Annotated in this window: 20 protein-coding genes, 1 tRNA gene, 1 rRNA gene and 3 pseudogenes; 8 read left to right on the top strand and 17 right to left on the bottom strand. The window is 42.7% G+C overall.

Translation table 11 applies throughout. The annotated features are described in order from the left end of the window. Positions 1-146 precede the first annotated feature (146 nt). Positions 147-1701, bottom strand: a 16S ribosomal RNA gene (locus NXM86_RS02640). A gap of 694 nt (positions 1702-2395) precedes the next feature. Between NXM86_RS02640 and NXM86_RS02635 the strand changes: the two genes are divergently transcribed. Continuing rightward, entirely contained in the window at positions 2396-3217 is an 822-nt protein-coding gene (locus NXM86_RS02635; protein WP_375216678.1) for a protein-glutamine gamma-glutamyltransferase, read from the top strand. On the opposite strand, the gene NXM86_RS02630 is transcribed toward NXM86_RS02635, so the two are convergent. Continuing rightward, a complete protein-coding gene (locus NXM86_RS02630; protein WP_062677764.1) occupies positions 3194-4096 on the bottom strand; it encodes a DMT family transporter in 903 nt (300 codons plus the stop codon). The genes NXM86_RS02635 and NXM86_RS02630 overlap by 24 nt on opposite strands. Before the next feature lie 67 nt (positions 4097-4163). Between NXM86_RS02630 and NXM86_RS02625 the strand changes: the two genes are divergently transcribed. The 3 genes from NXM86_RS02625 (at position 4164) to NXM86_RS02615 (ending at position 6182) form a co-directional block, all read left to right on the top strand. After that, the gene (locus NXM86_RS02625; RefSeq protein WP_015864924.1) at positions 4164-4841 is read left to right on the top strand and encodes an MgtC/SapB family protein; all 678 of its coding nucleotides are present in this window, start codon (positions 4164-4166) and stop codon (positions 4839-4841) included. An 89-nt stretch (positions 4842-4930) separates the two neighbouring features. Continuing rightward, positions 4931-5003, top strand: a tRNA-Ala gene (locus NXM86_RS02620). 243 nt (positions 5004-5246) lie between these two features. Next, positions 5247-6182, top strand: coding sequence for a thermonuclease family protein (locus NXM86_RS02615; RefSeq protein ID WP_015864925.1), 936 nt, complete (start codon positions 5247-5249; stop codon positions 6180-6182). A 91-nt stretch (positions 6183-6273) separates the two neighbouring features. Here NXM86_RS02615 and NXM86_RS02610 read toward each other — a convergent pair whose 3' ends face one another. Together NXM86_RS02610 and NXM86_RS02605 are read right to left on the bottom strand one after the other, a co-directional pair. Continuing rightward, positions 6274-6534, bottom strand: a complete 261-nt coding sequence (locus NXM86_RS02610; RefSeq protein WP_015864926.1) for a hypothetical protein — start codon at positions 6532-6534, stop codon at positions 6274-6276. A 58-nt stretch (positions 6535-6592) separates the two neighbouring features. Continuing rightward, a complete protein-coding gene (locus NXM86_RS02605; RefSeq protein ID WP_089098054.1) occupies positions 6593-7081 on the bottom strand; it encodes a GNAT family N-acetyltransferase in 489 nt (162 codons plus the stop codon). A gap of 186 nt (positions 7082-7267) precedes the next feature. Here NXM86_RS02605 and NXM86_RS02600 point away from each other — a divergent pair, with 186 nt between their 5' ends. Beyond that, a complete protein-coding gene (locus NXM86_RS02600; RefSeq protein ID WP_015864929.1) occupies positions 7268-8263 on the top strand; it encodes a potassium channel family protein in 996 nt (331 codons plus the stop codon). Here the strand turns inward: NXM86_RS02600 and NXM86_RS02595 are convergent. The 4 genes from NXM86_RS02595 to NXM86_RS02580 form a co-directional block, all read right to left on the bottom strand. Then, positions 8260-8664 (bottom strand): YugN-like family protein, encoded by a 405-nt coding sequence (locus tag NXM86_RS02595; protein WP_062677756.1) that lies wholly within the window; start codon positions 8662-8664, stop codon positions 8260-8262. The two genes, NXM86_RS02600 and NXM86_RS02595, sit on opposite strands and share 4 nt — an antisense overlap. 307 nt (positions 8665-8971) lie before the next feature. After that, complete coding sequence (locus NXM86_RS02590; RefSeq protein WP_223812214.1) at positions 8972-9250, bottom strand: hypothetical protein; 279 nt, start codon at positions 9248-9250, stop codon at positions 8972-8974. Positions 9251-9544: 294 nt separating this feature from the next. Next, a complete protein-coding gene (locus NXM86_RS02585; RefSeq protein WP_081189117.1) occupies positions 9545-10894 on the bottom strand; it encodes a glucose-6-phosphate isomerase in 1350 nt (449 codons plus the stop codon). Positions 10895-11053: 159 nt separating this feature from the next. Then, complete coding sequence (locus NXM86_RS02580) at positions 11054-12217, bottom strand: iron-containing alcohol dehydrogenase (protein ID WP_015864933.1); 1164 nt, start codon at positions 12215-12217, stop codon at positions 11054-11056. Positions 12218-12366: 149 nt separating this feature from the next. On the opposite strand from NXM86_RS02580, the gene NXM86_RS02575 reads away from it, so the two are divergent. Further along, positions 12367-12600: a DUF378 domain-containing protein gene (locus NXM86_RS02575; RefSeq protein WP_081189119.1), complete on the top strand. Its 234-nt coding sequence runs from the start codon at positions 12367-12369 to the stop codon at positions 12598-12600. A gap of 37 nt (positions 12601-12637) precedes the next feature. On the opposite strand, the pseudogene yugI reads toward NXM86_RS02575, so the two are convergent. From yugI to NXM86_RS02560, 3 genes and pseudogenes are all read right to left on the bottom strand, one after another. Next, positions 12638-13004 (bottom strand): annotated as a pseudogene (gene yugI / locus NXM86_RS02570) (S1 domain-containing post-transcriptional regulator GSP13). Between the two features lie 116 nt (positions 13005-13120). Continuing rightward, the gene (locus NXM86_RS02565; protein WP_374720353.1) at positions 13121-14290 is read right to left on the bottom strand and encodes an aminotransferase; all 1170 of its coding nucleotides are present in this window, start codon (positions 14288-14290) and stop codon (positions 13121-13123) included. Then, positions 14290-14789: pseudogene (locus NXM86_RS02560) on the bottom strand (Lrp/AsnC family transcriptional regulator). Before NXM86_RS02560 ends, NXM86_RS02565 begins: the two are co-directional and overlap by 1 nt. 105 nt (positions 14790-14894) lie before the next feature. On the opposite strand from NXM86_RS02560, the gene NXM86_RS02555 reads away from it, so the two are divergent. Together NXM86_RS02555 and NXM86_RS02550 are read left to right on the top strand one after the other, a co-directional pair. Further along, positions 14895-15053, top strand: a complete 159-nt coding sequence (locus NXM86_RS02555; protein ID WP_015864938.1) for a hypothetical protein — start codon at positions 14895-14897, stop codon at positions 15051-15053. Between the two features lie 39 nt (positions 15054-15092). Further along, a pseudogene (locus NXM86_RS02550) lies at positions 15093-16252 on the top strand (MalY/PatB family protein). Between the two features lie 79 nt (positions 16253-16331). Here the strand turns inward: NXM86_RS02550 and NXM86_RS02545 are convergent. The 6 genes from NXM86_RS02545 to NXM86_RS02520 form a co-directional block, all read right to left on the bottom strand. After that, positions 16332-16850, bottom strand: coding sequence for a superoxide dismutase family protein (locus tag NXM86_RS02545; protein ID WP_015864940.1), 519 nt, complete (start codon positions 16848-16850; stop codon positions 16332-16334). Positions 16851-16912: 62 nt separating this feature from the next. Beyond that, positions 16913-17125, bottom strand: a complete 213-nt coding sequence (locus NXM86_RS02540; protein WP_015864941.1) for a hypothetical protein — start codon at positions 17123-17125, stop codon at positions 16913-16915. A gap of 86 nt (positions 17126-17211) precedes the next feature. After that, positions 17212-17835, bottom strand: a complete 624-nt coding sequence (gene kapD, locus NXM86_RS02535; RefSeq protein ID WP_062755860.1) for a 3'-5' exonuclease KapD — start codon at positions 17833-17835, stop codon at positions 17212-17214. Positions 17836-18283: 448 nt separating this feature from the next. After that, on the bottom strand, positions 18284-18625 hold the full coding sequence (gene mnhG, locus NXM86_RS02530; RefSeq protein ID WP_015864943.1) for a monovalent cation/H(+) antiporter subunit G: 342 nt from the start codon (positions 18623-18625) through the stop codon (positions 18284-18286). Next, complete coding sequence (locus tag NXM86_RS02525; RefSeq protein ID WP_328268540.1) at positions 18609-18890, bottom strand: Na(+)/H(+) antiporter subunit F1; 282 nt, start codon at positions 18888-18890, stop codon at positions 18609-18611. Before NXM86_RS02525 ends, mnhG begins: the two co-directional genes overlap by 17 nt. Then, positions 18887-19363, bottom strand: a complete 477-nt coding sequence (locus NXM86_RS02520) for a Na+/H+ antiporter subunit E (protein ID WP_081189121.1) — start codon at positions 19361-19363, stop codon at positions 18887-18889. Before NXM86_RS02520 ends, NXM86_RS02525 begins: the two co-directional genes overlap by 4 nt. Positions 19364-19369: the final 6 nt, after the last annotated feature.

Here is a 19369-nt window from a genome sequence, read left to right as displayed (position 1 = left end):
AATCCAACTTCCTTGAATTCACTAGAAGACGCAGACGCAAAACGACTGAAGGAGTGAAATGCTCCCTCAAAACTGAACAAACCCGAAGCGTCCACTTCCGACTAGCCCATAAGGGCAGTCGCTTCCGCTTTTCGTATCATCCTTAGAAAGGAGGTGATCCAGCCGCACCTTCCGGTACGGCTACCTTGTTACGACTTCACCCCAATCACTTGCCCCACCTTCGGCGGCTGGCTCCCTTACGGGTTACCTCACCGACTTCGGGTGTTGCAAGCTCTCGTGGTGTGACGGGCGGTGTGTACAAGGCCCGGGAACGTATTCACCGCGGCATGCTGATCCGCGATTACTAGCGATTCCGGCTTCATGCAGGCGAGTTGCAGCCTGCAATCCGAACTGAGAGCGGCTTTTTGGGATTCGCTCCCCCTCGCGGGTTCGCAGCCCTTTGTACCGCCCATTGTAGCACGTGTGTAGCCCAGGTCATAAGGGGCATGATGATTTGACGTCATCCCCACCTTCCTCCGGTTTGTCACCGGCAGTCCCCCTAGAGTGCCCAACTGAATGCTGGCAACTAGGGGCGAGGGTTGCGCTCGTTGCGGGACTTAACCCAACATCTCACGACACGAGCTGACGACAACCATGCACCACCTGTCACCCTGTCCCCCGAAGGGGGAACGCCCTGTCTCCAGGGTTGTCAGGGGATGTCAAGACCTGGTAAGGTTCTTCGCGTTGCTTCGAATTAAACCACATGCTCCACCGCTTGTGCGGGCCCCCGTCAATTCCTTTGAGTTTCAGCCTTGCGGCCGTACTCCCCAGGCGGAGTGCTTAACGCGTTAGCTACAGCACTAAAGGGAAAACCCCTCTAACACTTAGCACTCATCGTTTACGGCGTGGACTACCAGGGTATCTAATCCTGTTTGCTCCCCACGCTTTCGCGCCTCAGCGTCAGTTACAGACCAGAGAGCCGCCTTCGCCACTGGTGTTCCTCCACATCTCTACGCATTTCACCGCTACACGTGGAATTCCGCTCTCCTCTTCTGCACTCAAGTCCCCCAGTTTCCAATGACCCTCCACGGTTGAGCCGTGGGCTTTCACATCAGACTTAAGGGACCGCCTGCGCGCGCTTTACGCCCAATAATTCCGGACAACGCTCGCCCCCTACGTATTACCGCGGCTGCTGGCACGTAGTTAGCCGGGGCTTTCTCGTTAGGTACCGTCACCGTACCGCCCTATTCGAACGGTACTTCTTCTTCCCTAACAACAGAGCTTTACGATCCGAAGACCTTCTTCGCTCACGCGGCGTCGCTCCGTCAGACTTTCGTCCATTGCGGAAGATTCCCTACTGCTGCCTCCCGTAGGAGTCTGGGCCGTGTCTCAGTCCCAGTGTGGCCGGTCACCCTCTCAGGCCGGCTACGCATCGTCGCCTTGGTGAGCCGTTACCTCACCAACTAGCTAATGCGCCGCGGGCCCATCCGTAAGTGGTAGCAAAAGCCACCTTTCAACCAAAGACCATGCGGTCTTCGGTGTTATCCGGTATTAGCCCCGGTTTCCCGGAGTTATCCCGGTCTTACGGGCAGGTTACCCACGTGTTACTCACCCGTCCGCCGCTAACCGAACAGAAGCAAGCTTCCGTTCGGTCCGCTCGACTTGCATGTATTAGGCACGCCGCCAGCGTTCGTCCTGAGCCAGGATCAAACTCTCCAAAAAGAAAGTTGATTGGCTTATTTACTTCGGCACCGACACCGAAGGTGTCAAGCGCTTCAGCTTTTCTTATTGTCCAGCTTCAGCGCCTAGCTCTCTTGTGCCAAATAACCTTCCCCCTCGAAGTGCAAACACTTCAGCGGGTGAAGAACATTTGGCTTCGAGAGCTGATCGCGGCGCTTCAGCTTTTCGTTGTGGACGCTTCGTTTTGTTCAGTTTTCAAAGAACATTTGCTACTCAAAACAGCTTCTTAATAATATCACAGCGTTTTTTTATTGTCAACTAATTTTTTCGTTATCAAGATTGTTCAATTAATTCATTAGCGACGCTATTTAATATAACACCTTAATCTAAAAAATGCAACCCCTTTTTTATATTTTTTTGTTCCTTCAAATTTATTTAAATGGCGCAATTAACTTTTTCACAACAATCGGAATTGGACATTCTCATTTCAACTGTTTACGATTACAACTTTAACCGAATTATTTATTACAAATCAACTATACACCGCTTTATAACATAATAATTACACATATCTCATACATATAAATTAAATAATATTGCCGTTTTTCATCGATTCGTTCGATAAAAAACAAAACATCTTACTTTGAATTTACTAAATGAGCCGATCTCCTCTCATGTTAATAATGTGGATAATTTGTGAATAACATGTGAATAACTTGTTGTTAAGGAGGAAAATATGATTAAAATTCAAGATACGATTGTGTATAACGACTTTCTCGCGCATTCTTCTCTTTCAAAAAAGCAAGAAAAAATATTTGAAGCGTTATTAAAATCACCAGAAACCTACGTATATAAAAACGAACATCAACTTTTGTTTGAAATTATTTTGCGCGATCGCATTACCGATACGGCCATCTCGCTCGCAAAAAGCAAAGTAAGGTTTGCTATTTTTCGTCTTTCAAAATGCAATGAGCAATTTTGGATAAAAAATGAGTTGGGAGGTTTCCAATTAAAAGAAGACGTGCTTCCCTCAGATGCGATAAACGATATTTTCATAAACAGCCATTTATACGCCTTTGAGTGCGCTACCGCCATCGTTATCGTATTTTACAAGGCTATATTAGATGTTATAGATAAACAGACATTTAATAGGCTGTTTTCCAATCTCTTATTATACGATTGGCATGTCGATCAAGACTTAGGAGTAAAAACAAAAAAGGGAGAAGACTATCTCCCAGGCGACTGTCTTTATTTTAAAAACCCTGAATTCGATCCGCAAACGCCGCAGTGGCAGGGAGAAAATACGATCTATTTAGGAAACGACTTGCATTACGGGCATGGAATCGGGATTAAAACGTCAGAAGAAATCATCGCCGCTTTAAATAAAAAAAGGAAAAAAGATGCTACAAAATCAGCCTACTTGCTTCCGCAAACGACAAGAGTCGATTTTATTTATTTATCTCAGTTTTCTAGCACCCCCGGAGGCTATCGTCTTCCCATTAACAAGAAATATTTCATTACCGGGACGCTTGGGTCAGCTACTTTCTTGTATTGGTAGCGACCCTTTTCGATTTTCTCCCCACAAATATGTTCCGATTCCTGTTAAAATGAAAATCCCCCCCATCAATTGGGACGGTTGAATGATCTCTCCAAGCAAAAAGTAAGCTAATATTGTTGCACCGACTGGCTCAAATAAAATGCTCATCGAAATGGTTGCAGCACTTACCCATTTTACCGACCAGTTCATCAGTGAATGTCCGAGCAACGTCGGCACAATCGCCAGCAAAATAAAGCAAATCCAATCTATTTTTCTATATGAAAACAACGGAAATTGAAAAGCAAGCACATAAAGAAAGAGCGTCAAAGAACTAATTCCGTATACAATATATGTATATGTCATTAATGACAGGCGTTTTCGTAACTCTTGACCAAACAGCCAATACCCTGTTACCATTGCACATGCCAAAAGCGCTAGTATATCACCAAATAATGCTTTACCGCTAATTCGGAAGTCACCCCAACTAATGATAATGCTTCCAACAATAGCTAATAATGCGCTAAGAAACGCTCCCGCTGTCAATCGTTCTTTAAAAAAGACATATCCGCCAATAAATGCAAACAACGGTTGTAACGTTACAAGTACAACCGAACTCGTTACAGAAGTATAGTTTAATGACTCAAACCAAAGAATAAAATGAAACGCTAAGAGCACACCAGAGATGATGGAAAATATCCATTCTCGTTTCGAGATCATTTTTAATTCGGAAACATATTTCACAAAAAGTGGTGTCATGAATAGCACAGTAAAAAACAAACGATAAAATGCAATGACGGAGGCAGGAGCATGCGCCCATTTCACAAGAATGGCGGAAGTAGATACGGAGATTACTCCGACAAACAATGCAAAGTATGGTTTCCATAAACTTGATGATTTCATTGTCCATCCCCCCTTAAAACGTTTTATCATGATTATACCATCATACAAACAGAAGAGGTGATCATATATGAACTTCGATCCTTTTATCAAACTAGGAATATCAGCTATATTAGGAATGATTATCGGATTAGAGAGAGAATTAAAACGCAAACCCGTTGGTTTAAAGACATGTTTAGTAATTTCTATTTCCAGCTGCTTATTAACCATTGTATCGATTGAATCTGCTTATGTATTTCCTCTAAAAAATCATATTACGATGGATCCGCTCCGCCTTGCCGCTCAAATTGTCTCAGGAGTCGGATTTCTCGGGGCAGGAGTCATTTTACGGCGCGGCAACGATAGTATTTCTGGGCTGACAACCGCTGCGATCATTTGGGGAGCGGCTGGCATCGGCATCGCAGTCGGCGCCGGATTCTATTTAGAATCTGCATTTGGCGTTGCGCTATTAATTGTGAGTGTTGAGCTAATTCCTGTTATAATCAGTTTTTTTGGACCAAAACAATTGCGAGAAAAAGAAATTCTTCTACAAATCACCGTTGCGGATGCAAAAAATATTGCCGACGTAATTCACAAACTCAAATTGCAAAATATCGATATTAAGACAATGCGTATTAAAGACTTAGACGACAACCATCATTTAATTAAACTAAAAGCATCTGTTGACCAAAAACGCGCCGCCGCCGACGTCTACTATGCCATTCGCACCATTGATTCGATCGTCCATATCGATATAGAAAGCGCCTAATCCTTCTAAACAAAAATTAGATAAAATTGTATTGCATTTCAAAAAAGGCGTATATATAATAAAAACGGACAATAATATTCCGTGAAAATGGGGCATTAGCTCAGTTGGGAGAGCGTCGTGCTGGCAGCGCGAAGGTCACCGGTTCGAACCCGGTATGCTCCATTCGAGAAACCCTTGCGTGGCAAGGGTTTTTCCTTTTTATCTAGATAGGGGGGCATTTTTATTTAGCAATAATCTTTTAGAAAACAGCCAATAAAAAAGCACCCGGCAAACATCATGAATCAACTTGTCGACAAAATCGACAAGCCGATCCCTTGCATGGCAAGGGCTTTCTTTTTTACATTACAAAAGGACGATCATATATAAAAATTGCGCGTTGACTCATATTGAAGGAGGTATAAGCAGATGAGAAAATTAGCAAATTTGCTGGCAGCAGCTTTATTCATTCTCTTTTTTCCAACCAGCAGTTTCGCCCATCCAGGAACTCTTGACGAACTAGGCGGACATTTCCGCAATTCAGACTGCGTATACTTGCTGCATGAACCGACAGCGCTTGCCATGCAGGCCAAAAATAAAGCAGAGCTTGTCCAATTAGTCAAAAAATACAATAGCAACGCCAAGTGCACCCGACAGCTGACGGTGGATAAAATTGACCTAGAAGGGCATACGCTGGGCGGAGTCCCTGCAACGAAATCAAGTTCATCGGCCACATTGCGATTAGGAAAAAAATATCCTGCAACATTAGTAGAGTGCATTGATGGAGATACAGCAAAGTTTATCGTCAATGGCCGCGAATATACAACCCGCTTTCTATTCATCGATACGCCGGAAAGTACAATCGAAGTCGAGCCGTATGGAAAGGAAGCAAGCCGATTTACTTGTTCCCTCTTAAAACAAGGAAACATCACATTGGAAACTGACGGCAGCACGCTGTTTGATAAGTATCATCGCTTGCTCGCTTGGGTGTGGGTAGGAGACAAATTGCTTCAGGAAGAAGTGACCAAAGCAGGACTGGTCGAAGACTTTTACGATTACGGGGATTATAAATACGAAGGTCGAATCCGCGACGCCATGGCGGAGGCGAAACGAAACGGCGCGGGAATGTATGGCCGTTCATCCGCGCAAAAACCTGATTCCTCCCGTCAGCAGCAAACAGCGGAAGAAAAAACGGAAAGCAAAAAAACAACACCCGCACCAAACTCACCGGCACAAGAAAATGAAGCGCAGCACGATGACCAGCAAAAACAGCACGATGCAGAGTCCGACAAAACAAATTCATTCCTTTACTTGCTCATTGGCGCAGTTGCGATTATCATTATTTACGCTTTCGCCCGCAAATAATATGATACGGCTATATGCAGCATCCCGCCCCGAACGAACAAAAGGAGCTAACAACTAGCTCCTTTTGTTTTATAATGACTACCGGGACCTGTTACTGCTCCGGCAGCAACTCTTCAATCACCGACTGCTCGGACAAATGAGCCGCTGTGGAGAAAGAAGCGCCATTTAGCCGCTTAAAGCCATATTTCTCTAACCTCTCTATTTGCTCTTCCGTCAAGTCGTTATAAGCAATCACCGAAGGGGTTCCTGATGACTTATAAATTAAATTGCCTGTTACCGGACATTGAAACGCATCAGCGACAAATCCTTCCCCGTCTTGAATCGTAAATAAGCGAACCGGCATCACATCCATACATTTCCCTCTTTCTACGGTGTATTTCTTTATTACAATTGTCCAATCCCACCGTATTCTATACAATTCTTTTGCCAACAATGATCAAATCCCGTTCGATCCCTTCTAGCTCCGCAACCTTCGGGAGATGCCCCCATGTTTCAAAGCCAAAGCGGGCAAAAAGCCGCAAGCTTGGCTCATTATGCGCAAAAATAAACCCTAAAAGGGTTTTTATCTCCAAACTAGGCGCTTCCTCAATCGCTTTTTGAAGAAGCTGTGTGCCAATTCCTCTTCCCCGATATGCCTCGGAAATATAAATGCTAATTTCCGCTGTATGACGATATGCCGGCCGCCCATAAAACGACTGAAAACTAAGCCATGCGCACACATGACCGTCCAGCTCCACAACCCAGATCGGGCGCGTATGCGGATCGTGCGCGAAAAACCATGCTTCCCTGCTCTCAACAGTCACTGGTTCGAGATCTGCTGTTACCATTCTTGTCGGAATCGTTTCATTGTATATCTGAACGATTGCTGGTAAATCTTCTCTGTTTGCATTTCGAATCATCGTATCTCCACCTTATGGAATAATATTCCTCTACAGAAAAGAATACCATAATTATCGTTCAAAATGACATACTCCTTGTTGTAATTATCATGATGTAGTATGAAACAGGGAGGAATTTTTATGCAAAAAAATGTGCAAAACGGTAAAGACTAGCTATGTAAAACGATCTATATTTGGAGGAAACCAATGAAAAACTGGGATGTACTAATATCGTATTTACGCCTTCCTGTTTTGGTACGATTGTTGTTAGTTGGAAGTATAATGATCGTCTTTTTCGGAACATTGATTCATTTCGTTGAACCATCCACATTTCGCAATGTATTCGATGGAATATGGTGGGCCATTGTGACAACCGCGACGATCGGTTATGGCGATATGGTGCCGAAGACGTTTGCCGGGAAAATCGTCGCCATTTCCCTCATTTTGTTAGGAACGGGAGTCATCACCACTTATTTCGCTACATTATCCGCAGCCGCTGCGGCAAAAGAGTCTATGTTATCGAGCGGGCAGCTACGTTACATGCAGAAAGGGCATATCATCATTGTCGGTTGGAATGAACGGGCGCGCGAGGTAATAGCAAAATTAACGAAATATCACTCATCGCTTCGATGCGTGATTATCGATGCGACTTTACAGGAACTTCCGGTTTCCTATAAAAATGTTCATTTTATTAAAGGAAATGCCAGTTACGATGATGTGCTTCATAAAGCGAACATTGCCGAAGCGCAAATGATTTTAATTACAGCCGATCAGCATAAAAATGAAGCAGAAGCAGATAAAGATTCGATTTTAACATTGTTGGCGGCCAAAGGACTTAATCCTTGTATATATGCAATCGTTGAAATTTTAACAGAACAGCAAGTGAATAACGCAAAGCGGGCTGGCGCCGATGAAGTCATTCAGACCAATTTGCTGTCAAGCTTTGCGATGGCAAACAGCCTTCAGTCGCCAGGGGTATCGAAAGCGACGGAAGAGTTGCTTCATCAACTTCATAATAGAAAACTACAGCTTATCGATGCGGAAGGATTATTCATCGGAAAAACATTTTTTGAAATCAGCCAAATATTATTAGACAAACAAATAATTTTAATCGGTATAATGAGGGGAGAAGAAGGATATATAAATCCTTCTCCACATTTTTTGATCGAAAAGGGAGACCGTTTGTTCGTGATCATGACTTAATCAAGCAGTTGGCTTTCTAAATCTTTGACAAGCGCTTTTCCAATGTCAATATATTTTTCCGGAAACGTCGCATCAGGGTCTTGCGGCTCCGCAAATTGGTTAAAAGCTGCGCCAAGATTGCCGCCATCGGCGTGGTCATCAATCCCTATTTGATACTTATGGGACAATAAAAATGGCCTGCCGAGCTTGACGGTTGTTCCATGGGAATCGAGCTGCCCGTCAATTGCTTCAAACGGAACGCGCAAAAATTGATATCCTGCTTCATCGTCAATTTTATAATCGAACGAACCATGATCATAATCCCAATTTCCACCAATCGTATAACCAAGCGGTTTTAACAACTGCTCCAGCTTATATAACGGAAACGTCTTTCCTTCTAATCGTGAAGGAATTTCAATCATCGCAAACACCCTCCTTTTTCATCTATTTTTCCCTATTTAGCGATAATTTAAAAAAATTTCATTCTACTCATCCCTTCGAAAATAATGTTTCCCGATTGCCAATGTCATCGACCGCTAATCTGCAAAATGCTAAAAACAAAAAATCAACAGCCCTTCCGTTTGCGGGAAGGGCTGTTGTTGATCAGCGGCTATATCATGGTATTTCTGTAAACTGTTCGACAGCGCAGTTGTTTTTGCCGCTGTCTGCACAGAAGAGATCACATCAGAGGTATTATAAAACATCAGGAGGATGACGAACCGCGCCAAGTTATTTTTGTTGTTGGGAGTGGCTATTCATTGGAAGGCTTTTTGGCTTTTCCGCTATTTCTTTAGAAAATTCCATGGTCGCTAAATTTGGCATTCTTCTTTGATTCATAAAGCTGTTTATGCCACGCATCGCCCGCTGAATCGGATTTGGCGTCATATAATAAGCGTTGCGTCTCCTTCTCATGCTGAAAGCAGCTGCGGCAATTCCCAGCCCCAATATAGTCCATATGGCGTTGTTATTGCTTCGGCGTCCTGTTAAGCGCAATAACTGATTCCACATTCCTCTATTACTCCCAAAATTAAATAGACGGTTCATGATCTGTACACTCCTCTTTTCGGATTTCCCTTGCGCTCGAAAAAATTTTCTTTTCGAGCATTTATTAATGTGCGTTAGAGAAGCAAGTTCATGTATGGAAAACACTACTTAATGACACCGTGTATTTCTTGTATTATTGCTCCCGATTGCCAAAATAAAGCGCAAAAAACTAGAATAAAGAGGAATTACAACTTCATATTTCCAAAACGATTATTTATGCCATGAAAAAAGGGCTCTCCATAAGGAAAGCCCTTCTTATTATTTTAATCGCTTTTCAAGTTCTGCTTTTTTCTCTTCATATCCAGGTTTGCCTAAAAGCGCAAACATGTTGACTTTATACGCTTCTACCCCTGGCTGGTCAAATGGATTTACCCCTAACAAGTAACCGCTCATCGCACACGCTTTTTCAAAGAAATAGACGAGATAGCCAAACGTATATTCATTTAGTTCCGGAAGGGTAATCACTAAATTCGGCACTCCGCCATCCGTATGGGCAAGAAGCGTTCCTTCAAACGCCTTCGTATTGACAAAATCAACCGTTTTTCCTGCCAAATAGTTCAGTCCATCTAAATCGTTTTCTTCTGCTTCAATAACTAAATCATGGCGCGGTTTTTCGACTTTCAATACCGTTTCAAACAAATCGCGGCGTCCTTCTTGGATATATTGCCCTAATGAATGAAGGTCAGTCGAGAAGTTGGCCGATGCAGGGAAAATCCCTTTTTGATCTTTCCCTTCACTTTCGCCAAACAGCTGTTTCCACCATTCCGCAAAATATTGCAGCGCAGGTTCATAGTTAATGAGCAGTTCAATCGTTTTTCCTTTGTTATATAAAATGTTCCGAATCGCCGCATATTGATAAGCAGCGTTTTCTTCGAGTTCTGAGCTGCTAAAGTCTTCGCGCGCTTGCGCCGCCCCTTTCATCATTTCTTCGATGTTTGCGCCGCTTACTGCGATCGGAAGAAGCCCTACCGCCGTTAATACAGAATAACGGCCGCCGACATCGTCCGGAATGATAAACGTTTCATATCCTTCCGCCGTCGCAAGTGTTTTTAATGCGCCGCGCGCCCGGTCTGTTGTCGCATAAATACGTTTGCGCGCTTCTTCTTTCCCGTATTTTTCTTCCAAAAGCTTACGGAAAATACGGAACGCAATAGCTGGTTCTGTCGTTGTTCCCGATTTAGAAATAACGTTAATCGAGAAATCTTTTCCTTCAAGTAAGTCCATTACTTCTTTCATGTATGTCGAACTAATGTTGTTGCCGACGAAAATGATTTGCGGCGTATTTCGTTTTTCTTTCGGAAGCGCATTATAAAACGAATGATGAAGCATTTCGATCGCTGCACGCGCTCCTAAATATGAACCACCGATTCCGATGACTAATAATACGTCAGAATCCGCTTGAATTTTTGCGGCCGCTTTTTGAATGCGGGAAAATTCTTCTTTGTCATAATTCACCGGCAAATCAAGCCAGCCCAAAAAATCATTGCCCACTCCGGTTTTTTCGTGAAGGGAATGGTGAGCAACTTTCACCGCATCGCGCAAATATGTAAGCTCATGTTCACCAAAGAACGATAATGCTTTTGAATAGTCGAAACGAATATGTGTCATACGCTCGATCCTCCAAACAAAAATGTTTTCCCTTTTTACACTTTAACGAAACAATCAGAAGGAATCAAGTCACACCCTATAGTGTAAACGAATTCATTTTGAACATTTCATGGCCATAAACAAAATAAAAGAGGCAGCCGTTGCTGCCTCTTTTCCCAATTACAATGATGCACGTAAAATCGCAAGCACATCGTCTCGATTTAATTCTTTGAACTTTCCAAACTCACCATTCGCCATCGCCTTATCGGCAATTAATTCCAAACTTTCTTCACCAATTCCGTAATCCGCAAGCCGTGATGGCGCTCCGATGCTCGACCAAAATTCGCGCAGTTTTTCAATTCCTTCTAACGCTGTGTCCCGCTCCGATTTTCCTTCTGGATTTACACCAAAAACGCGAACGGCTAATTGTGCAAACCGGCTAACATTTTCATCAAGCACATGTTTCATCCAGTTCGGGAATAAAATCGCAAGCCCCCCAGCGTGCGGAATATCATAAACAGCCGAAACGGCATGTTCAATGTTATGTGTCGCCCAGTCGCCGCGCACTCCCATTTGTAAAAAGCCATTGAGGGCAATGGTGCCGCAGTATAAAATCGTTTCCCGCAGCTCATAATTTTGTAAGTCGTTGACTAGTTTCGGCGCCGCTTCCATTACTGTGCGCAATACCGCTTCACACATCCGGTCTTGAAGCGGAGTATTCGTTGTATGATGGAAATATTGTTCCAGCACATGGGACATCATATCGACGATTCCGTAAACCGTATGATCCTTTGGAACGGTTAGCGTATATGTCGGATCAAGAATCGAAAATTGCGGGAACGTTGCCGGGCTGCTCCAACCATATTTTTCTTTCGTCTCCCAGTTCGTAATCACCGAACCAGAATTCATTTCCGAACCGGTTGCCGCAAGCGTCAATACAGTTCCAAACGGAAGCGCTTCTGAAACCTTTACTTTCTTTGTGATGAAATCCCACGGATCGCCATCATATTTCGCACCCGCAGCAATCGCTTTCGTACAGTCAATCACACTTCCCCCGCCAACGGCAAGCAAAAACTCGATTCCTTCTTTTTTACAAATTTCCACACCTTTTCGTACCGTTGACAAGCGCGGATTCGGCTCCACACCTGGAAGTTCTGTTACTTCCACGTTCAACTCATTCAATAGACGAATGACTTCATCATACAATCCGTTCCGTTTAATGCTGCCGCCGCCATAGACAAGCAGTATCTTTTTTCCATAACGAGGTATTTCCTCTTTCAGCTGCTCAATTTGCCCCTTTCCAAAAATCAACTTCGTCGGGTTTCGAAAAGTAAAATTTTGCATATGTATCCATCCCTCCTTTGCTTCTATTATGGAGGCTGCTTCCTTTGGATGTAAAGTAATTAATTTTTTTCACAAACTATGCATATTTTCCGTGAGTATTATGCATTCTATAAGCGAACGATTGAAAAATTTTAAGGAGGAATTTACCGATGAGCGCACTCCAGCGTATTGCACTATTCCTTACGATTATCGGCGCTATTAACTGGGGATTAATCGGTTTTTTTCAATTTGATTTAGTAGCAGCTATATTCGGCGGGCAAGATTCCGCATTATCACGCATTATTTATGGACTCATTGGTATTGCCGGACTCATTAACCTTGCGCTTCTCTTTAAGCCTGCAGAAGAGCTAGGGCGCACAGAACCAAAAACTTCCCGGACATAAAAAAGTAAAACACTCACCTTGTAAAAGGGTGGGTGTTTTACTTGGATAGGTCTTCTTTTTTCGATTGTTCGATCCATTCTTGCAGCTTTTCCTTTAATGTGTTAAACCCTGGGTTTAACGACATTTTCACTTTCACGTGCCGTTTTCTCCTTTTTCCTTGTCTTTCTTCCACCGCTCTCATGGACAGGCTGACCCGTTTTTGTTTGTGGATCGATGGACAATACTTTTACGATTATTTCATCACCAACATTGACGTAATCTTTAATGTTTTTGACAAACTCATGAGAAATTTCCGAAATGTGAACAAGTCCTTGCGTCTCTTCGTCTAGTTCCACAAAGACGCCGTACGGTTGAATGCCAGTAACCTTTCCTTTCACGATACTCCCTACTTCAATATGAGACAAACAAAACACTCCTATTTTCCTAATTGAATATGTGTTTTTATATTATAACATAATTTTTGTCCAATAGAAAAAATATGTTCTGCCATCCCAATGATGGAATGGCAGAACATCCATGGCTACAATCGATCTAAAAAGCGTTTCATTCGTTTGATCGCTTCTTGCAGCTGTTCCATTGAGGAAGCGTAAGAACAGCGAATATATCCTTCCCCGCTTGCGCCAAATACGTTTCCAGGTACGACCGCAACTTTTTCCTCCAACAACAATTTCTCTGCAAATTGTTCGGATGTCAGCCCAGTCGATTGAATAGACGGAAATGCATAAAACGCTCCGCCAGGCATATGACAGCTAAGCCCAATTTCATTTAACGATTGCACAAAATAGTTGCGGCGGCGACGATAGCTTTTTCTCATATATTCGACATCTTGCTCTCCGTTTCTTAACGCTTCAATCGCACCGTATTGCACCATCGTCGGCGCACACATCATCGCATATTGATGAATTTTTAACATCGCTTGTAAAATTTCCGCAGGCGCCGCGGTAAATCCAAGCCTCCAGCCCGTCATGGCAAATCCTTTCGAAAAACCAGAAATCAAAATGGTCCGCTCCCGCATTCCATCTACCGCCGCAAAGCTTATGTATGAATCGTCATACGTCAGCTCTGCATAAATTTCGTCCGAAATAATAAGCAAATCATGTTTTTTTGCGATTTGCGCAATTGCTTCTAGCTCTTCTTTATGGAGCACCGTCCCTGTCGGATTGTTTGGTGAACAGATGATGAGCGCTTTTGTTCGATCGGTAATAACCCGCTCGATTTGATCTGCACGAAGCTTGAAATGGTCATCCCCATTTGTTTCTACCGGAACAGGCACTCCTCCTGCCAACGTAACAAGCGATTCATAAGCAACAAAGCTAGGCTCAACAACGATCACTTCATCCCCAGGATTCACCGTCGCCCGCAGTGCTAAATCAATTGCTTGGCTTGCGCCGACCGTGACAAGAATTTCTGTTTCGGGATCGTATTCAATATGGAATTTTCGGGCTAAATAAGCGGCAATTTCTTGACGAAGCTCTAAAAGTCCAGCGTTTGCCGTATATGATGTATATCCTTGCTCAAGCGACAAAATACATGCTTCACGTATGTTCCATGATGTGACAAAGTCAGGCTCGCCCACCCCTAGAGAAATAACTCCTTCCATGCTGGAAGCAAGATCAAAAAAACGGCGAATTCCTGACGGCTTCAGACGAGCGACTGTTTCCGACAAATAGGATTTCTTCGTTCGTTGCATCATGGCGCCATCACGATGCGACGATCTTGATCTCCTTGGTCAAACACCGTACCGTCATGTTTATATTTTTCAATATAAAATGAGTCGTCGTCGAAATGACGGAATCTAACGTTGATAATTTTTCAGAAACGAATTGCGCCACTTCCGACATAGAACGCCCTTCAATGACAACGGATAAATCATACGCTCCTGACATTAAATAAACGGATTTTACTTCTGGAAAACGATAAATGCGCTCCGCCACTTCATCAAACCCTACTCCTCGTTTTGGCGTTACTTTGACATCAATCATCGCCGTAACTCCTTCATGTCCGTCTACTTTTCGCCAGTCGACAAGCGCCGCGTACTGCACAATCACTTTCATTTCCTCAAGTTTTTTCATGATCGCTTCTGTTTCTTCCACGGATAACGATACCATTTTTGCCAGCGTTTCGATCGGAATACGCGCGTCTTTTTCTAATATTTCGATAATTTCTATTTCTTTTTCGGTCAGTTTCACTCTCCATCCCCCCGATAAACATTTTCACATAAATTCTATCAATTTGCACGAAAAAATGGCAAATACTACAACTATGCTACAATAAATTATGAGAGGTGGCGAACGATGGCAACATCGCAACCAAGTGCGCAAACAATCCAGTTAAATAATATTCAGCTTTATTACGAAGCATACAATATGGAACAAAAACGCTCTGTATTTGTTGCGCATCCATCGTCTGTCCACACCTTCCAAGCAAAAATGTTGAGCATACAAAAATTATAAGCGATAATCCTTAAAAAAAGAAGGGAGAGGACGCATTTTATGTATTCGTTTGACGATGTCATCGACCGCCGCAATACCCACTCCTTGAAATGGGATGATACAGAGCGCGTTTTGGAGCGAAAGACGTGCTGCCATTGTGGGTAGCGGATATGGATTTTCCAGCTCCTCAAGCCGTCATAAAAGCGCTGCATGAACGAATTGCACACGGTATTTTCGGATATACAGTCATTCCCAATTCGCTAAAAGACGCCATAAAGAATTGGCTCAAGTTGCGGCATCAATGGGAGATTGAACCATCCTGGCTTTCGTTTTCTACTGGTGTAGTGCCGGAGATTGCCAATGCCATCGAAGCGTTTACGGAACAAAATGACCGCATCGTCGTCTTTACGCCTGTATATCCTCCGCTGTTTCAGCTTGTTAAAAAACATCAGCGCACGCTTGTAACAAGCCCTTTGCGACTCGCAGAAAACCGCTATGAAATCGATTGGGAAGATTTCGAGAAAAAAATTCAAGGTGCCAAATTATTGCTGTTATGCAGCCCTCATAACCCTGGAGGTCGTGTTTGGACATATGAGGAATTAACGAAAATAGGGGAATTATGCATCAAACATAACGTCATCGTCGTTTCCGACGAAATTCACGCCGATTTGACATTTCTGCCGCACCGACATGTTCCGTTCGCTTCGATTGATCCGGCATTTGCGGAAAACAGCGTCACATGCATCGCTCCGACGAAAACATTTAACCTTGCCGGACTGCAAGCGGCCGCTGCGATTATTCCAAACGAAACATTAAAACGGCAATTTAACAAAGTACAACAACGGCAAGGCTTTTTTACACTCAACACCTTCGCGGTTGCCGGCACCGAAGCAGCTTACCGGCACGGTCAGGAATGGCTCGATGCATTATTGCGATATTTACAAGAAAATATTGATTACTTATGTTCTTACATAGAAGCAAACTTGCCAAAACTTCGTGTCATTCGCCCTGAAGCGACATATCTCGTGTGGATCGATTGCCGGCAACTAGATGTGACAGAACAACAACTAAGGCAGCTTCTTTTAGAGAAAGGGAAGATTGCTGTAGAATTTGGAAGCAAATTCGGAGAAGAAGGGAGAGGATTTATTCGCATGAATGTTGCTTGCCCGCGAAAAACGTTAGAAGATGCTCTTTTCCGCCTATCAGTTGCGTTGCAATAGCTTTCATCTTCGAACAACGAACGAAATTTTAAAAAATAAGAAAAGGCTCTTTCCTTTACACAAGGTAGAGCCTTTTTATCTATTTTTTAATTTCACCACATGCAATTCGTCCACCAGCATCTCCAGCCGGCTGTGTCATCCCATCATCTTTTCTTTCATGGATGACAATCGCCGTCCCGTCTTTTGTCAACAGCGAACCTTTCTGTCCTTCTTTCAGCGTCACATTTGGCGCTGTCAATTCCACGTTTACCGTTCCGTCCTCTTTTACGATAATATTAGGCAAGTCCCCGGCATGAGCCCCTTCTGGATGAAGCAATCCATGTTTCTTTCCATCTGGATTGTAGTGGCTTCCAGCCGATTGAAAGTCCGGCTTTTTGCAAACTCCTTTTTCATGAATGTGAATCGCGTGCTCACCAGGCGGAAGTCCCTCCAAATCCAGTTTCAATTTAACGCCTTTCGCTTGTTCTGATAGTTTTATCGTACCGATCGAATCACCGGCACTATTAATCATATTAACTTCTAAATTCGTCACGTTTTCCTTTTTACAACCGGCGGCAAATAAAAACACCGCCAGTAACAAACCTAACTTTTGAAACACAAAACCCCTCCAGCAACACCTTTTTACATATAGTATTGCCAAAGGGGAAAACAATTAAACCATCATTTTTCATTATGAACAATATTGTCTTTCTTTAATTGTTCTTCTAATTCCTTTGCCTTTTCTTCCTGACGTTTCGAAATTTTTATGATCAGCCGCATCGTTAAAATTGCGGCAATAAGAAAAATCGTACATGTGATGGCAGCTGGAATGTACTCTCGTTTATCTTCAGGAAAATATAAAAAAGTCCAGTTTAATATATATGGAATGATCATCGTTCGACAACCTCTCACGCATAAAATGATACATCAATTATTATATTATCATAAACAAAGCGAAAAATCCGCCAAAAAAGCGACCTTTAAAGAGCAAACTTTTTTCTTAGCTGAGTGAAATCAATCCGTTCCCCAATCGTTGGCGGCTTTGTCTTTGCTAAATATTTTTTGTCATTTTCCACCAATCGGAAAATGTTATAAGTGGTAAAAGCATCGTCTAAAGCACAATGCGCTTTCCCGACTCCTTCATTTCCATATTCTTGGATCGCTTTTCGCAGTCCCGTCTGATTTTTGTCGCCAAAAAACAATTTATATTCCATCGCTAAATCGCGGTGCTCTCCTGTAAATGGAAATGGCAAATTAGCATTCATACAGTTTTCCCGTAACACTTTCATATCCATGCTTCCCCACGTAACCACCGTGCTTGGCCTCGAACGATCGTATTGATGCAACAGCGCAACTAGTTCATGAAAACTCATTCCTTGATCTACTTGCTCTTGCGTAATATTTAAAAATGATTTGCACCGATCTGTAAGCACGGGAAATCGCATTGGTTTCACGTAAGATGAAAATTGGTCACATACTCGGTCATCAACAACTACGACAAGCCCGACTTCAATAATTTCCGGAAAAAATCGTCTTGGTTCCGTCTTCGTCTCTGGCATCGTAAATTCAAAATCAAGGAATAAATATTGTTGTGCTGCGGACATACCTTTTCCCTCCTTTCTTGCTTCATAGAGTAACGAACGATCGTTACTACTATTATATCACGGGGAAACGATATTTTATTTCCATTTTTCAGAAAATATAAAAAAGGGCGTAAGCCTGATATATACGAGATATATAAAAGTGGGGCATAAGTTATATAATTAATGGGGAAGTAGGAAAATTATGATGAATAAACTAGCGATTTACTATTCAAATCTTACTTCTAGCAATTTATGAAGCATTTGTACTCCAAGCAAGCCTATTCGTACTTAAACGGAACAGGTTTATTATCTTCAGTGATTTTTATTAAAGGGCTTCTTCTTGATTCGTTTCAACGAAACGGATATTTCTTCAAAAAGAAAAAAAGGGACTTTTTTACAGCCCCCTGTGATGAAACAGTGCAAGTGCGCCTTTATTAAGCCTATTCGCTTGCCATTGAGAGAGCCGCCTTTATTCCTTTTGATTGCGGAGATCGTCCCGAACGGTTCTTTCCCATAGTTCAACCCCGGAATAATAAGCGGCACGGCTGATAAAATGCGCTGCAACTGGAGAGGTCATAAAAATGAAGACAATTGCTAATAAAAGACGGGAATTAAAATGACCTTCCTGGATGAAAAAATGAAAACACGTGCCAAGTAAAATAAACATAATCCCAAGTGTGGTGCTTTTACTGATAGCATGGCTTCTTGTATACACATCTGGCAGCCGAATCGCTCCGATAGCTGAAATTAACACTAAAATAGCACCAACAACCACGAAGAAAATAACAACTGCATCAGCAATCCCTTTCACGTTCGATGATCACACCTTTCTGTAAAAATTTTGCGAACGCCACCGTTCCAAGGAAAGCTAAAATACCAATTAACAAAATCACTTCAAGAAACGCACTCGTTTCTAATATGATGGAGAAAATCGCTACAATTCCTGCCAAACAAATTCCCATTGCATCAAGTGCAATCACTCGGTCAGCAACGCTCGGCCCTTTCACAACCCGATAAAGAAAACAAAACATGGCAATGGACAAAATAACAAGCGCAATATTAAAAATAACCGTCATTTGCTCACCTCCAGAATCGTCTTTTCAAACGATTCTTTTATTTGTTTAATCGTCTCCTCGACATTAGGAGCATCAAGTGCGTGGACATAAAGCGTATTACGGTCTTCTGACACATCTACAACGAGCGTTCCGGGAGTTAATGTAATTAGGTTAGATAGCACCGTGATTTCCCAGTCTTTTTTTACCTCAAGCGGCAGCGCGAAAATACACGGTTGAATATTCATTGACGGAGCTAATATCACTTTTAGGACAGCAATATTCGACAACAACAGTTCTTTCAAAAAGATAAGAATAAGCTTGCATATCACAAGAAAAGGGATGACATAGAAACGAGAGTGAAAATATCTTCTTAACATGAAAATAATCAGTAAACCAAGAATGTACCCGACAATGAAGGTGGAAGCATTAAACGAAGCGGAAAGAAACATCCAGACAAATGCTAATAAAACATTCAGCAATATTTGTAATGCCATTCGTCT

The sequence above is a fragment of the Geobacillus sp. CX412 genome (genome assembly GCF_027942335.1).
Lineage (GTDB): Bacteria > Bacillota > Bacilli > Bacillales > Anoxybacillaceae > Parageobacillus_B > Parageobacillus_B toebii.
Note: the sequence above shows the minus strand (reverse complement) of the source record. Positions and strands in the feature narration are given on the sequence as shown.